Consider the following 13,973-nt stretch of genomic DNA (forward strand, 5'->3'; position numbering starts at 1 on the left):
GCCGGAAATCCGGCGGGTACGCCCCCGGCCGCCACGTCGCCCGCCCGGACCCCGGGCCGGGCCCCGCGGAAGCGGGCACGGGCCGGTGTGGCGCGCCCCGGACCGGTGTCCGGGGCGGGTGGTTCAGACGAGGGGCCGGTAGTCGAGGTTCGGGAAGTAGTCCTCCCGGCCGCCCTCGCGCCGCACGTCCCAGGTGGCGCAGTGCAGCGAGCCGCCGTACTCGAAGACGTTCCGGAACGGCACCGGGAAGACCTCGAAGCCGAGGCCGTCCAGCATGTCCTGGAGCGGCTTCTCCTGCGCCTCGCAGATCACCTTGGTCGGCGAGATGCTGAGCACGTTCATCGACAGCCACTTCGACGACTGGCAGTACTCCGGCATCTCCTCGTTGGTGAGGACCGGCTCCGGCACGTCGACCAGCTTCCAGTCGTTCTCCAGGAACATCCGCTCCTCGCCCTCGCGCAGCGGCCGGTCCGGGTTGGTCAGGATCAGGCCCGGGCGCAGCGGCACGAAGGTGCAGTCGATGTGCGAGGGGAAGAAGTCCAGCGGGAAGTGCACCGGGTGCACCCGGAAGCCCTTGGGCTCCAGGTGCCGCTTCAGCCAGCGGATGCCGGCCCGGTTGGTGGTCATCGACTCCTGCACGAGGACGTCGCGGCCGAACCGGCTCATGTCGGCCGCGTCGAAGATCACCTCGTCCTGGTTCACGCAGAACTCGAAGCTGTGCATCCGGGCGTGCCGCTCCTCCAGCGGCCAGTCCCAGAACTCCTCGCGGTACATGCCGTCCGCCATCGACGGCTTCGGCGCCGTCGTCCACTGCACGCGCGGGTCGGCGTTCCAGTACTCGTAGACCAGCGTGCGGTACGGCCGGTACTCGAAGTACCGGGCCCTGCGGGACATGGTGGCCTCGACGATCTCGTTGCCGAGGGTGATCATCACGTCGCGCGGGCAGACCGCGCAGTACTGGTTCTCCACCTCGAAGTCGGGCGTCGTCACCGGGGTGGAGAAGTCGTGGGTGTCGGGCCGGCGGACCGTGACGCCCTGCCCTTCGAGGACCTTCACCAGGCCCTCCAGTTCCTCGTTGGCCAGGTCGACGGCCTCCTTGGACTTCGGGCCGGTGGGGAAGGGCACTCCGGGACGGTTGCGGATGCCCGGTCGGCTGCCGGGCTCCACGGGCTCGAACTGGGCGTTGTCGGCCGAGCCGACCACGATCTCCTCGAGCGGGTCCCACTCGTTCCACGAGTTGACCTGGGGAACACTCTGCTGCATGGGTGGCTGCCTGTCTGTGGGGTGCTGACGGGGAGCAAGATGGGGGGTGTGCAGGAGTAGGTACGGGGGAGCGGGGCCCGCCGCGGGACGGCGCGCCGGTGGATCAGGACGGGCCGGCGGTCAGGAGGAGAGGTCCGAGCCGAGCTTCAGGGGACGGTTCTGCTCGTCGACGAAGACGACCTTCGGCTCCAGCTTCGCGGCCTCCGCGTCGTCGACGTGGGCGTAGCCGATGAGGATGACCAGGTCGCCGGGGGAGACCAGGCGGGCCGCCGCGCCGTTGAGGCAGATGACGCCGGAGCCGCGCTCGCCCTCGATGACGTACGTCTCCAGCCGGGCGCCGTTGTTGATGTTGACGATGTGGACCTGCTCGCCCACGAGGAGGTCGGCGGCGTCCATCAGGTCGGCGTCGACCGTCACGGAACCGATGTAGTTGAGGTTGGCCTCCGTGACGGTGGCGCGGTGGATCTTGGACTTGAGCATGATGCGCTGCATGGGGTGAGTGCTCTCCTTGACGGCGGGGTGGCCCCGGGGGTCGGTCAGACGGCGTCGGCGAGGCTCGCCGGGCGCATGTCGGTCCAGTGCGTCTCGATGTAGTCGAGGCAGCTCTTGCGGTCGGTCTCGGTGACGACGACGGTCCAGCCGGGCGGCACCACGGCGAAGGCGGGCCACAGGCAGTGCTGGCGCTCGTCGTTGACCAGCACCAGGAAGGTGCCGTCCTCGTTGTCGAACGGGTTGGTCATGGCGTTCTCGTCCTTGTCGTCCGTGTCGGTGTCGGTGGCGGGGTCGGTGGTGGGGTCGGTGGTGCTCAGGCGGTACGGGGGCGGGCCAGGGCCGCGGCCAGGGCGCGCGGGGTGCGGGCGCGGTAGACGGCGGCGACGTCCACGGGGCGGTCCAGCTCGGCCTCCAGCCGGCCGGCGAGCCGCAGCGCGGTCAGCGAGTCGCAGCCCAGGTCGAAGACGTCGTCGTCGGTGCCGACGGCGTCCCGGCCCAGCACCTCCGCGACCAGCCCCGCGACCCGCCCGCGCAGCGCGCCGTCCGGGTCCGGCTCCGGCGCCAGGAACCGCGCCACCGGCTCCGCCGCCGCCCCCGGCAGCGCGTGCAGCAGCTCCCGCAGCAGGCCGGCGACCTCCGCGGCGACCTCGTCGCCGACCAGGTCCGGGCGGTGGCCCAGCTCCAGCCGCAGCCGCTCGCCGGGCACCACCATCAGCTTCAGCGGGTAGTGGTACGCGTCGTGGCCCGACACCTCCACCACGCGCAGCGTGTCGTCGGGGTCACCCGGCAGCGCCTCGGCGTCCGGGAAGTTCTCGAAGACCACGCAGGTGTCGAAGAGCGGCCCGCGGCCCGCCACCCGCTGCACGTCCGGCAGCGGCACGTGGTGGTACGGCAGCAGCTCCGCGTGCTCCTCCTGGAGCCGGCCGAGGAGCGCGGCGACGGTCTCCTGCGGCTGGAGCCGCACCCGTACCGGCAGCGTGTTGATGAACTGGCCGACCATCGACTCGACGTCGGGCAGCTCCGCCGGACGCCCGGAGACGGTCGCGCCGAACACCACGTCGTGGCCGCCGGTCCGGCGGTGCAGGCACAGCGCCCACGCGGCCCGCACCAGGGTGTTGACGGTGACGCCGTGGGCGCGGGCCGCGCCGTGCAGGGCCGCGGTCCGCTCCTCGGAGAGCTCCACGACCGTCGTCCGGGGCAGCGCCCGCACCCGCGCGGTCTCGTCGGGCGCGGCGAGCAGCGTGGGCTCCCGCAGCCCGGCCAGCGCCGACGTCCACGCCGACAGGACCTCGGCCGGGTCCTGGCCGGCCAGCCACGCCAGGTAGCGGCGGTAGTCCGGCGGTTCGGGCAGGGCGGCGCCCTCGGGGTCGTCGTACAGGGCGAGCAGGTCGCGCAGGACCAGGGAGGTCGTCCAGCCGTCCACCAGCAGGTGGTGGAGGGTCAGCACGAGCTGCCGGCGGCGCGGGGCCAGGTCGATCAGGGTGCAGCGGATCAGCGGCGGCCGGGCCGGGTCGAAGCGGTGGTGCCGGTCCTCGTCGAGGAGCGCGGCCAGCCGGTCCTCCCGCTCCCCGGGGGCGAGGCCGGTCAGGTCGTGCCGGTGCCACGGCATCCGGGTCTCGGCCGGGATCGCCTGCACGGGTTCGCCGGACCGCAGCTGGACGAAGCCGGCCCGCAGCATGGGGTGGCGGCGCAGCAGCGCGTCGCAGGCCGCCCGCACCCGGTCCGGGTCCAGGTCGCCGTGGACCTCCAGCACCATCTGGACGGTGTACACGTCCAGGGCGCGGCTGTCGTAGCGGGCGTGGAAGAGCAGCCCCTCCTGGAGCGGGGTCATCGGCAGCACCTCGGTGACCGGCAGGCCGGTGCGGGCGGTGAGCCGCGCCAGTTCCACCGGGCCGGCGTCGACGGTGCCGGACGGCAGCCGCCGGGCGCGCACCGTCTCGGCGTGCCCGACGAGCGCGCGGAGCGCCGCCGACCACAGCCGGCCCAGCTCGGCGGTCTCGGCGTCGGTCAGGTGCAGCCGGGCCCACAGCCAGTGGGCGACGAGCCGGGGGCCGGTCGGGGAGTCGTCGATGGCCGCGTTCACCTCGACGACGTGCGTCATCGGCATCCGCGGATCGGCGCCGAGCGGCAGCGCGTCCGACTCGGGGGCCACGCTCCAGTCCTCGTCGCCGTCCTCCGAACCGCCCTGGCGGCCCAGGTAGTTGAAGCCGATCTGCGCGGCGGGGCAGGCGGCCAGCTCGGCGGCCGTCTCCCGGTTCAGGTGGCGCAGCAGCCCGAAGCCGAGGCCGCTCTCCGGCACCTCGGCCAGCTGGGCGGCGACCCGGCGCACGGCGGCGCCGAGCCGCGGGTCGGCCGGGTCGCCGTCCGCCGTCCAGCCGTCGGTCCCGGCGTCGACGCGCACCGGGTACATCGAGGTGAGCCAGCCGACGGTGGCCGACAGGTCGGTGGTGTCGTCGAGCGGTTCGCGCCCGTGCCCCTCGACGTCGACCAGGACGGCGGTGGTGCCGCCGGCGCCGGTCCCGCGCCACGCGGAGACCGCCAGGGCGAGACCGGTGAGCAGCACGTCGACGGTCCGCACGCCGAAGGCGGCGGGCACGGTCGTCAGCAGCGGCGACGTCAGCTCGGACGGCAGGGTGAGGACGAGCTCGCCGGCCGTCGCGTAGATGTCGTGGGCGGGGGACAGCCGGGCCTCGCTGAGCGGCACGGAGCCCGCGCCGAGCGTCCGCCGCCAGTACGGCAGCTCCCGCAGCACCTCCGGGCTGTGGGCCGCCGTCTCCAGCCGCCGGCTCCAGTCGCCCAGCGGGCACGGCACCGGGTCGAGGACGGGCGCGGCGCCCGAGGCGACGCTCCGCCACGCCGTGTACAGGTCGGTGAGCAGGATCCGCCAGGACACGGCGTCCACGGCCAGGTGGTGGATGGTGACGAGGAGCCGGCCGGGCCGGGCGGGGCCGAGGTCGAACCAGGTCGCCCGGACCATCGCCCCGCGCCGGGGCGCGAGGGCGGCGGCGTCCTGCCGGGCGTGCACCGTGAGGGTGGCGCGCAGCGCCTCCTCGGTGAGGCCGGAGGCGTCGACGCGGCGCACCGCCTCGCGGATCGCGGCCTCGTCCACGGGCTCCACGACCAGGTCGCCGGAGGCGTCGAGCCGGCCGCGCAGCGACTGGTGGCGTTCCGTCATGGCCTGGACGGCGGCGGTCAGGTGCTCGATGCCGAGGCCGGGCGGGACGCGCAGCAGCGTCGACTGGTGGAAGGCGTCGACGGCGCCGCCGGTCTCGTGCAGCCAGCGCATGATGGGCGTCGCGGGGACGGTCTCGGCGGGGGCGGTGCGGGCGGGCGGCGGCGTGCTCTGCGTGGTGTTCTGTGTCGTGCTCCGCGGCGCGTTCCGGGCGTGCTGCGCCCCCTGCGCCTTGTTCTGCGCGGGCTGCGCGTTCTGTGCGTTCTCGCGGAGGAAGTCGGCGAGGGCGGCGGCCGTGCGGTGGGTGAAGATGTGCTTCGGGGTGAGGCGGATGCCGGCCTTGCGGGCGCGGGCGACGAGCTGGATGGCGGTGATGGAGTCGCCGCCGAGGCTGAAGAAGTCGTCCCCGGCCTGGGCGCGCTCCAGGTTGAGCACCTGGCCGAACAGGTCGAGCAGGGTGGCGATGGTCGCGTCCACCTCGTCGGCCTCGGCCGGCCGGTCCGCCGCCTCCGGCTCCGGCTGCGCCTGCGCGGCCCCGTCCGCCTTCCCGGCGGCGGGCGCGGCGGGTTCGGCGGCCGGCGGCGGGGTGGGGGCGTTCTGCTGGAGGAAGGCCGCCAGCGCCGACACTGTGCGGTGGGTGAAGACGTGCTTGGGGGTGAGGCGGATGCCGGCCTTGCGGGCGCGGGCGACGAGCTGGATGGCGGTGATGGAGTCGCCGCCGAGGGTGAAGAAGTCGTCGCCGTCCTCGGCGCCGTCGCGGTTGAGCACCTGCCCGAACAGCCGGGCCAGGGTCTCCTTCACGGACGGGGCGGGTTCCGGCTCCGGCTCGGGAGCGGGCTGCGGCTCCGGCTCCGGTTCCGGAGCCGTCTCCGGCGCCGTCGCTTCCGGGGCTCCGGGGCGTACCGGGTCCTGCTCGTGCTCGGGGCCGGGGGCGGGCAGCGCCGCCCGGTCGACCTTGCCGTTACGGGTCACCGGCAGCTCGGCCAGCGGGACGAAGGCGGCCGGCACCATGTAGGCGGGCAGCCGCCGGGCCGTGCGCTCCGCCAGGCCGGTCAGCTCCGCGTCCCGGCCCGCCGCCGGCACCACGTACGCGACCAGCCGGGAGCGGCCGGTCCGGTCGGGGCGGACGGCGACGGCCGCGCGGGCGACCGCAGGGTCGGCGCCGAGGGCGCTCTCGACCTCGCCCAGCTCGATCCGGTAGCCGCGGACCTTCACCTGGTCGTCGACCCGGCCGCCGTACACCAGCACGCCGTCGGGCCGCCACCAGGCGACGTCCCCGGTGCGGTACATGCGGGCGCCCGGGGCGCCGAACGGGTCGGCGACGAAGCGGGTCGAGGTGAGGCCCGGCCGGTTGAGGTAGCCGCGGGCGAGGACGTCGCCGCCGATGTAGATCTCGCCGGGCACGCCGGCCGGCACGGGGCGCAGGAACGCGTCGAGGACGTGGATGCGGGCGTCCGGCACGGGCCCGCCGATCGGGACCGGCCCGGTGGGCAGCGGGTCGCCCGGTTCGAGGCGGTACTCCATGCAGCCGACGGTCGCCTCGGTCGGGCCGTACTCGTTGACCACCGTCACGCCGGGGTGCAGCGCCCGCCACGCGGCCAGCGCCTCGCCCGTCAGCTGCTCGCCGCCCAGCACGAGTTCACCGGTCGGCGAGTACCACTCCTCGGACGCCTCCAGGATCGGGAGGTGGCTCGGGGTGGCCTTCACGAAGGCCGGTGGGGTGCGCCGGCCGGCCGCGTCCTCCGGCTGCTCGTCCTCCAGGTCGATGACGCGCACCAGGCCGCCCGCGGTCAGCGGGCCGAGGATGCCGGTGACGGTGAGGTCGAAGGACGGCGGCGAGTGCACCAGCGCCTCGGCCGCGAGGCCCGGGTAGGCCGCGCGGGAGAACGCCAGGTAGCTCTGCACCGTCCGGTGCTCGACGGCCACGCCCTTCGGCAGGCCGGTGGACCCCGAGGTGTAGATGACGTACAGCAGGTCCTCGGGGCGCGTCGGACGGCCCCGCTCGGCGTCCGTCGGCGCGGTGTCCGGCATCAGCAGCAGCTCGGCCTGGACGGCCGGGTCGCCCAGCGGCAGCGGCGACGGGTGCCCGGCCAGTGCCGGGTGCGCGGTGTCGGCGCACAGCACGACCCGGGGCTCGACGTCCTCCAGCACGAAGGTGATCCGCTCCGCCGGGTGGGCCAGGTCGACCGGCACGTAGTACGCGCCCGTCTTCACCACCGCGAGGATCGAGACGATCAGCTCGGTGCCGCGCGGCAGGGCGACGGCGACCGGGTCGCCGGGCCGCACCCCCCGGTGCAGCAGCAGCCGGGCCAGCCGGTTGGCCGCCGCGTCGAGCTCCCGGTAGTCGAGCGTGCCGCGCGCGTCGGCGGCGGCCGGGGCGTCCGGGCGGAGCCGCACCTGCTCGCCGAAGCGGCCGAGGATCGTGGCCGCCGCGTCCGGGGCCGGCTCGCCCGGCTTCGCCCGGCGGCCCCAGGTCTCCAGGATCCGGTGCCGCTCCTCGCCGGTCAGCAGCGGGACCTGCGCGACCGGGGTGGCGGGGGCGTGCGTGAAGGTGTCGAGGAGCAGCCGCAGCCGCGAGGCCACCAGCTCGACGCGGTCGGCGCCGAACACGTCGGCCCGGTGGTTGAGTTCGAGACGCAGCCGGGCGCCGGGGACCGCGACCACGCTCAGCGGGTAGTGCGTCGAGCCGCTGATCCGCTGCTCGCCGCCCTCGTCGTCACCGCCGTCGCCGCCGAGGGCGGCGTCCTCGGCGAGCGGGCTGAGCCGCAGGCCGGGGGCGATCTCCGCGAGCGACGACCAGTCGGCGGGCGCGTTCCCGAAGCCGGTGGAGGTGTCGTACAGGTTGCCGAGGCCGGCCAGCCGCTGCACCTCGTCGAGACCCACGTGCTGGTGCGGGCCGAGGGCCAGCTGCTCGCCCTGCACCCGGGCGAAGAGCCCGGCCAGCGACTCGCCCGGCGCGACGCGCACCCGGACCGGCACGGCGTTCATCACGAGGCCCACCAGGGCGTCGGCGCCCGGCAGTTCGGCCGGGCGGCCGTGCACGGTCTGCCCGAAGACGACGTCGTCGCGGCCGGTGAGCAGCGACAGCACCAGCGCCCAGGCGCCCTGCACCACGGCGTTCAGCGTCAGCCCGTGGGCCCGCGCGGTCGCGGTGAGCGCCTCCGTCTCCTCCTCGGACAGCGTCACCGGCAGCATCGACGGCATCGCGCCCGCGCCCGCCGGGGCGGCACCCGGTGCCACCAGGGTCGGCTCCTCCAGGCCGTGCAGGGCCTCCTCCCACGCCTTGAGCGCGGTGGCCCGGTCCTGCCGGCCCAGCCAGCGCAGGTAGTCCGGGAAGGGAGTGGCCGGCGGCAGCGCGGCGCCCCCGGGATCGGCGTACAGCGCGCACAGGTCGCGGATGACGAGCGGCAGCGACCAGCCGTCCAGCAGGATGTGGTGGTACGTCAGGGCCAGCACGTGCCGCCGTTCGGCGAGCCGGATCAGCGTGAAGCGCATCAGCGGGGGCGCCGCCATGTCGAAGCGGCGCAGCCGGTCCTCCTCGAAGAACGCGAGCAGCGCCGTCCGGCGCGCCGGGCCGTCGTGGCCCGACAGGTCGAGCTCGGCCCACGGGGTCGCGACCGTACGCCGCACCAGCTGCACCGGCTGGCCGTTGGCCCGCACCCGGAAACCGGTCCGGAGCACCGGGTGCCGGGCCAGGGTGGCCGCGCAGGCGGCGCGCAGCCGCTCGGCCGAGACGTCGCCGTGCAGCTCGAACGCCGCCTGGATGGTGTAGACGTCCACCGCTTCGGTGTCGTACAGCGCGTGGAAGAGCATGCCCTGCTGCAGCGGAGTCAGAGGCAGGGCTGCCTCGATCGGCGACTGGTTCTCTTCGTTCACGGGAGGTCCTCCCCGGACGCGGGCGGGGCTCGGCTGCGCGCGGACGCGCAGGGCGGGTGACAGGGGGTCGGCGGGCGGGGGAGGGGGGAAGCCGCCGCCTCGGCACCGGTCATGCTGCTGCACGGCCCGCCCCCGGGCCAGGCACGCCACCGGCAACTTGCTGCACGCGGACGGTCGTTGCGGGCGGGCGGGCGGGCCGGGCCCGGGCGGGCGCGGGCGGTCAGGCGCGGGTGATCAGGTCCGTCATCGAGACGAGGATCCGGCGGTCGCCGGTGAACGCCTCACGGCCGTGCGACCAGCGCATGTTGTCGATCACCATCAGGTCGTGCAGCCGCCAGTCGAAGCGCTGCACGCGCCGGTCGAACGCCTCCCGGACCGCCGCCACCAGCTCGTCCGGGATCGGCTCCCCGTCCCCGAACAGCACGTCGTTCGGCAGCCCGTCGTCACCGAGGACCGCCAGCAGGTCCTCCCGCAGGGTGCCCGGCAGCGACGACTGGTGGAACAGCACCAGGTGGTTGAACCACAGCCGGCGGCCGGTCCGCGGGTGCACCGCGAGCGCCGGCGCCCGCCGCACGGTCCGCAGGCAGTCGTCCTCCCGCCACTCCCACTCCATGCCGGCCGCCGCGCAGAACCGGTCCACCTCGGCCGGGTCGTCGGTCTGGAAGGCGTCCCGCCAGTCGAGCCCGGCGCCGCTGCCGTAGTTGCGCACGTACCGCAGGCCGCGCCGGTCGACCTCCTCGACCACCTCCGCCGGGATGTCGTCGAGCACCCGCGTCACGTCGGTGACGGGCGTCGCGCCGCCGGTCAGCGCCGGGACGGCGCAGTAGAACGCGAGCCGGCCCGGCCACGCGCCCGCGTACGAGGACTCGCAGTGCTGCGGGATGACCTCCCGCGCCGGGTACTCCGTGGACGTGAACACGCCGTCCCCGACCTCACTGCGCGGGGTGGAGCGCTCCGTGTACGCCAGCGGCGCGAAGCCCAGCTCCTTCAGGGCCCGCCCGAACGCGTCCGCCCCGTCGGCCGACGCCCCGCGGACCAGGGCCGCGCCCGCGTCGGAGACGGCCGCGCCGATCTCCTCGGCGTGGTCGCGGGCGAAGGACTCCAGGCCCGCGCCGGCGGCGTCGAACACCGTGATGCCGGTCAGATCGTTGATGCCGGTCAGATCCTTCAACTCTCACAACTCCCTGGGAATGTACGGCGGAACCGGTGCCGTCACAGCAGCGTCGAGGCCAGCGCCGCGGTCATCGCCGCCGCGCCGGTGAACAGGTAGTCGTGCCCGCCGGGCAGCAGCCGCGACGTGAACGCGCCCCCGGCGCACTCCCGCCACCGCTCCAGCTGCTCCGGGCCGACCAGCGGGTCCCCGGCGCCGCCGAAGACGTGCAGCGGGCAGTCGACCGGTACGGCCGCCGCCGGCCGGTACGCCTCGACCAGGGCCAGGTCGCGGCGGACGGTGCGGAGCGCGTACGCCAGGTACGCCGGGTAGCGGGACAGCTCGGGCGGGAAGCCGCCGAAGCCCTCCAGCCACGCCAGCAGCTCGTCGTCCGCCAGGTGCGAGACGCGCCGCCGGACCTCGGCGTGCGGCGCCCGCGACGCGGACACCACCAGCGCGGACGGCGTCCGCAGGCCGCGCTCGGCGACCCGGACCGCGACCCGGTGGGCGAGGAGCGCGCCGAAGCTGTGGCCGAACAGCGCGTACGGCCGGTCCAGCTCGTCCCGCACCCCGTCGACGACGGCGTCGGCCAGCTCGTCCAGGGTGTCCGGCAGCGGCTCCGCGCTGCCCACGCCGCGGCCCGGCAGCTCCACGGTCGCCAGCTCGAAGCCGGGCGCGCCCATGGCCAGCCGCCACGGCGCGAACGACCCGGTGCTGCCGCCGGCCTGCGGCAGGCACAGCAGCCGCAGCCGGTCTCCGGGAGCGCCGACCCGGCCGACGACCCACGGACGTCCCGGCGCGCCGGCGGCGTCCCCGCCGGGCCGGTGCGGCGACGCGTCCGGGACCCCGTGCCCCGGGCCGCCCGCCGGGGCGGGCTCCGTGGCGAGTTCCGCCGCGTACGTACCCATCCGGTCCCCCGATTCCCTCGCGTACCCTCCGGCCGGCGCCCGCTGGGGGCGGCGGCCCGTTGCGCACATCGTGGGCAGCGGGCGGGCGCGGGACCAGGCACGGGGACCGGCAACCGGGCTGCCGCCTAGTTGCCTCGCCGGTTCCTGGAGGGGGGAGGAGCGCGCGCCGCAGACTCACTGCCATGACCACTGTTCCCGACGAGGCGTCCGACGCGACGTTCTTCACCCTGGACTCCGTAGCCGCCGAACTCATGGAGGTCGACGCGGTCTTCAAGGCGTGCATGAACTGGAACTACGGATCCCGAGACAGCCGTGTGTGGAGCCTCTACGAGAAGAACAAGGTCTCGCAGTGGAACGCCGCCACCGACATCGACTGGAACCACGACATCCAGTTCGGCGCCGAGCTGACGGAGGAGAACGGCGCCAAGCTCGCCACCTTCGTCATCGGCGAGGACAGCCCCGTGCCGCCCCAACTGCTGACCGAGTTCCGCTGGGAGTACCAGGCGTGGATGTGCAGCCAGTTCCTCCACGGTGAGCAGGGCGCGCTCGTCACCACCGCCCGCCTGGTGGAGACCGTGCCGGACCTCGACGCCAAGACCTACGCCGCCTCCCAGGTCGCCGACGAGGCCCGGCACGTCGAGGCGTTCGCCAAGTACGTCGACGAGAAGCTCGGCGTCGTCTACCCCATCAACCCCGGCCTGAAGACCCTCCTCCAGGACCTGCTGTCGGAGTCCCGCTGGGACATCGTCTACCTCGGCATGCAGGTGGTCGTGGAGGGCCTGGCCATCACCGCGCTGCGGCTCGCCAGCAGCAGCTTCGGCGACCCGATCATCCGGCAGATCACCCGCATGGTCGCCAAGGACGAGGCCCGGCACATCGCGTTCGGCGTCGCCGCCCTCAACGGCATGTACGCCGACGTGACCTCCGCGGAGCTGAAGGACCGCGAGGAGTTCCTGCTGGAGGGCATCCGGCTGATGTCCCGCCGGTTCATGCTCCGCGAGATCTGGGAGCGGATGGACCTGGACGTCGAGCACGGGCTGCGCTTCGCCCGCCACAACCCGATGATGGCGGCGTACCGGCAGATGCTGTTCCAGCAGATCATCCACGTGCTCCGGCAGCTGGGCATGCTGTCCGACAAGGTCAAGGACCTGCTCCTCGCGGAGAACCTGGTCCGCTCGGAGGAGATGCAGCTGCGCTGATCCGGCGCCGGCCCCCGACCACCGGGTGTCGCGCGGCCCCTTCCCGGAGGGCCGCGCGGCACCCCTTTCCCGTGCCCGGACACGACCACGGGCGACCCGGCCACGGGGACACGTCCGGGCACGCGGAAGGGGGCCGGCGCGGATCGCGCGCCGGCCCCCTGCGGGGCGGTTCCGGATCGTGTCCGGTCACCGCTCCGCGGTCAGCGGGGACAGGGACGTGTCGTACTGCCCCGCGCACAGCGCCTTCCACATCACGCGGCGGCGCGGCTTGCCGCTGGACGTGACCTCGATGCCGCCGCGGCCCACCTCGACGGCGAGCAGCCGGGCGTCGCCCAGCCACTCCGCCAGCACCTCGTGGGCCGCCTCGCGCCACCCCGGGCGCACGTTCCCGAAGACGACGACACCGGTCGGCTCGCCGTCGCGCACCCCGAGCAGCACCGCGACCTGCCGCTCCGGGACGCCCCGCTGGTGCAGCAGCGTCTCCAGGCTCTCGGCGAACACCATCTTGCCGCTGACCTTCAGCCCGTCGCCGAGCCGGCCGATCACGTACAGCTGCCCGTCCCGCAGGAAGCCCGCGTCGCCGGTGTGCAGCCCGGTCTCGCCCAGGGCCGTACCGGACGCGGAGCTGGTGTCGCCGACGTACCCGCTCGCGATCGACACGCCCGTGACGACGACCTCGCCGACCTGCCCGTCGGGCAGCTCCTCGCCGTCCTCCGAACGGATCGTGACCGTGCGCCCCTCCAGCGGCGTGCCGCAGCCGACGACCGCCGTGCCGGCCAGCGCCGACGCGTCGCCCTCGTCCGGCGCCGCCGTCGTCCAGCCCGCGCCCGGCGCGAGACCGGTCACCGCGAGCGTCGCCTCCGCGCCGCCGTACGCCGGCAGCAGCGCGCCCCGGTCCAGGCCGTGCGGGCCCAGCAGGGCGTGGAAGTCCTCCAGGACCTGCGGGTCCACCCGCTCGGCGCCGATGATGACGGCCCGCACCGCGTCGAACCGCATCCCCTCCAGGCGCTCCGGGCGGATCCGCCGCAGGATGTACGCCAGCCCGAAGTTCGGCATGCCGGTGACGGCCGCCCGGTTGTCGCTCATGCACTGCAGGTACCGCTGCGGGGAGCGGATGAAGTCGTCGGGCTGCATCATCCAGCCGTCGGCACCGGTGACGACCACGTTCAGCAGATAGCCGACCAGGCCCATGTCGTGGTGGACCGGCAGCCAGCAGATGCCCGGCAGGTCCGGCGTCCAGCCGATCCAGCGGCGCATCCCGGTCAGGTTGGCCCGCAGCGCCTCGGCGGAGATCAGCACCCCGCGCGAGTAGCCGCTCGACCCGGACGTGAACTGCATCAGCGCCGTCTCCGGCAGCGGCAGCGGCGCCTCCAGCGGCGCCACCCCGTCCACCAGGGCGTCGAAGACGACCGGCTCCGGCATCTCCAGGTGCGCCGCCAGCTTCAGGATCCGCTCCTGCGACTCGTCGTCGCAGATGATCAGCTTCGGGTCCGCCGTCTCGAACAGCCGCGCCACGTGCGTCTCGTACTCGTCCGCCCGCTGGAACGCGAACGGCGGCGCGATCGAGCACGGCGTCGCGCCGGCCGCCAGCGCGCCGAAGAACCCGGCCACGAAACCGGGGCTCGACCGCAGCACCAGCGCCACCACGTCACCGGGGCCGACGCCGTTCGCCCGCAGCGCCGCCGCGGTGCGCAGCACCAGGCCGGCAAGGTCGCGGTACGACCAGAAGTCCCACCGGTCGTCCTTCTCCGCGTAGTACAGGCCGCGCTCGGCGGACGCCTCGTCCAGCCAGTCGAGCAGACCTCGGTCCGGGATCGCCAACGTCCTCGTCCTCTCCGGGATTCCAGGGCAGGCCCGGCGTCCCCGAAAGGGGGCTCGGATACGCCGGGCCGTCGGCATCCTCACCCCGCCGG

The 13,973-nt window shown here is 74.7% G+C and carries 8 protein-coding genes; 1 reads left to right on the top strand and 7 read right to left on the bottom strand.

Annotated elements, in window-relative coordinates; genetic code table 11:
* Positions 1–123: 123 nt before the first annotated feature.
* From ACFVQZ_RS20690 to ACFVQZ_RS20715, 6 genes are all read right to left on the bottom strand, one after another.
* Positions 124–1,263, bottom strand: coding sequence for a glycine amidinotransferase (locus ACFVQZ_RS20690; protein ID WP_030497208.1), 1,140 nt, complete (start codon positions 1,261–1,263; stop codon positions 124–126).
* Between the two features lie 120 nt (positions 1,264–1,383).
* Positions 1,384–1,755 carry an aspartate 1-decarboxylase gene (gene panD, locus ACFVQZ_RS20695; RefSeq protein ID WP_030497209.1) on the bottom strand — a complete coding sequence of 124 codons (372 nt, stop codon included), beginning with the start codon at positions 1,753–1,755 and terminating at the stop codon, positions 1,384–1,386.
* A gap of 44 nt (positions 1,756–1,799) precedes the next feature.
* Complete coding sequence (locus ACFVQZ_RS20700) at positions 1,800–2,003, bottom strand: MbtH family protein (protein WP_030497210.1); 204 nt, start codon at positions 2,001–2,003, stop codon at positions 1,800–1,802.
* 65 nt (positions 2,004–2,068) lie between these two features.
* Positions 2,069–8,803 carry an amino acid adenylation domain-containing protein gene (locus ACFVQZ_RS20705; protein WP_383624633.1) on the bottom strand — a complete coding sequence of 2,245 codons (6,735 nt, stop codon included), beginning with the start codon at positions 8,801–8,803 and terminating at the stop codon, positions 2,069–2,071.
* 220 nt (positions 8,804–9,023) lie between these two features.
* Positions 9,024–9,974 carry a TauD/TfdA family dioxygenase gene (locus tag ACFVQZ_RS20710; protein WP_321193336.1) on the bottom strand — a complete coding sequence of 317 codons (951 nt, stop codon included), beginning with the start codon at positions 9,972–9,974 and terminating at the stop codon, positions 9,024–9,026.
* A 41-nt stretch (positions 9,975–10,015) separates the two neighbouring features.
* The gene (locus ACFVQZ_RS20715; RefSeq protein ID WP_081959528.1) at positions 10,016–10,861 is read right to left on the bottom strand and encodes a thioesterase II family protein; all 846 of its coding nucleotides are present in this window, start codon (positions 10,859–10,861) and stop codon (positions 10,016–10,018) included.
* Positions 10,862–11,043: 182 nt separating this feature from the next.
* Between ACFVQZ_RS20715 and ACFVQZ_RS20720 the strand changes: the two genes are divergently transcribed.
* On the top strand, positions 11,044–12,060 hold the full coding sequence (locus ACFVQZ_RS20720) for a diiron oxygenase (protein ID WP_030497213.1): 1,017 nt from the start codon (positions 11,044–11,046) through the stop codon (positions 12,058–12,060).
* 186 nt (positions 12,061–12,246) lie between these two features.
* Here ACFVQZ_RS20720 and ACFVQZ_RS20725 read toward each other — a convergent pair whose 3' ends face one another.
* A complete protein-coding gene (locus ACFVQZ_RS20725) occupies positions 12,247–13,881 on the bottom strand; it encodes an AMP-binding protein (RefSeq protein ID WP_383624639.1) in 1,635 nt (544 codons plus the stop codon).
* Between the last annotated feature and the right edge of the window lie 92 nt (positions 13,882–13,973).

This window comes from Streptomyces sp. NPDC057854 (assembly GCF_042797055.1).
Taxonomy (GTDB): Bacteria; Actinomycetota; Actinomycetes; order Streptomycetales; family Streptomycetaceae; genus Streptomyces.

What these genes read in the sequence shown, in the direction of transcription:
- ACFVQZ_RS20690 (WP_030497208.1), bottom strand. Translation starts at nt 1,263, where the DNA reads ATGCAGCAGAGTGTTCCCCAGGTCAACTCGTGGAACGAGTGGGACCCG.
- panD (WP_030497209.1), bottom strand. Translation starts at nt 1,755, where the DNA reads ATGCAGCGCATCATGCTCAAGTCCAAGATCCACCGCGCCACCGTCACG.
- ACFVQZ_RS20700 (WP_030497210.1), bottom strand. Translation starts at nt 2,003, where the DNA reads ATGACCAACCCGTTCGACAACGAGGACGGCACCTTCCTGGTGCTGGTC.
- ACFVQZ_RS20715 (WP_081959528.1), bottom strand. Translation starts at nt 10,861, where the DNA reads ATGGGTACGTACGCGGCGGAACTCGCCACGGAGCCCGCCCCGGCGGGC.
- ACFVQZ_RS20720 (WP_030497213.1), top strand. Translation starts at nt 11,044, where the DNA reads ATGACCACTGTTCCCGACGAGGCGTCCGACGCGACGTTCTTCACCCTG.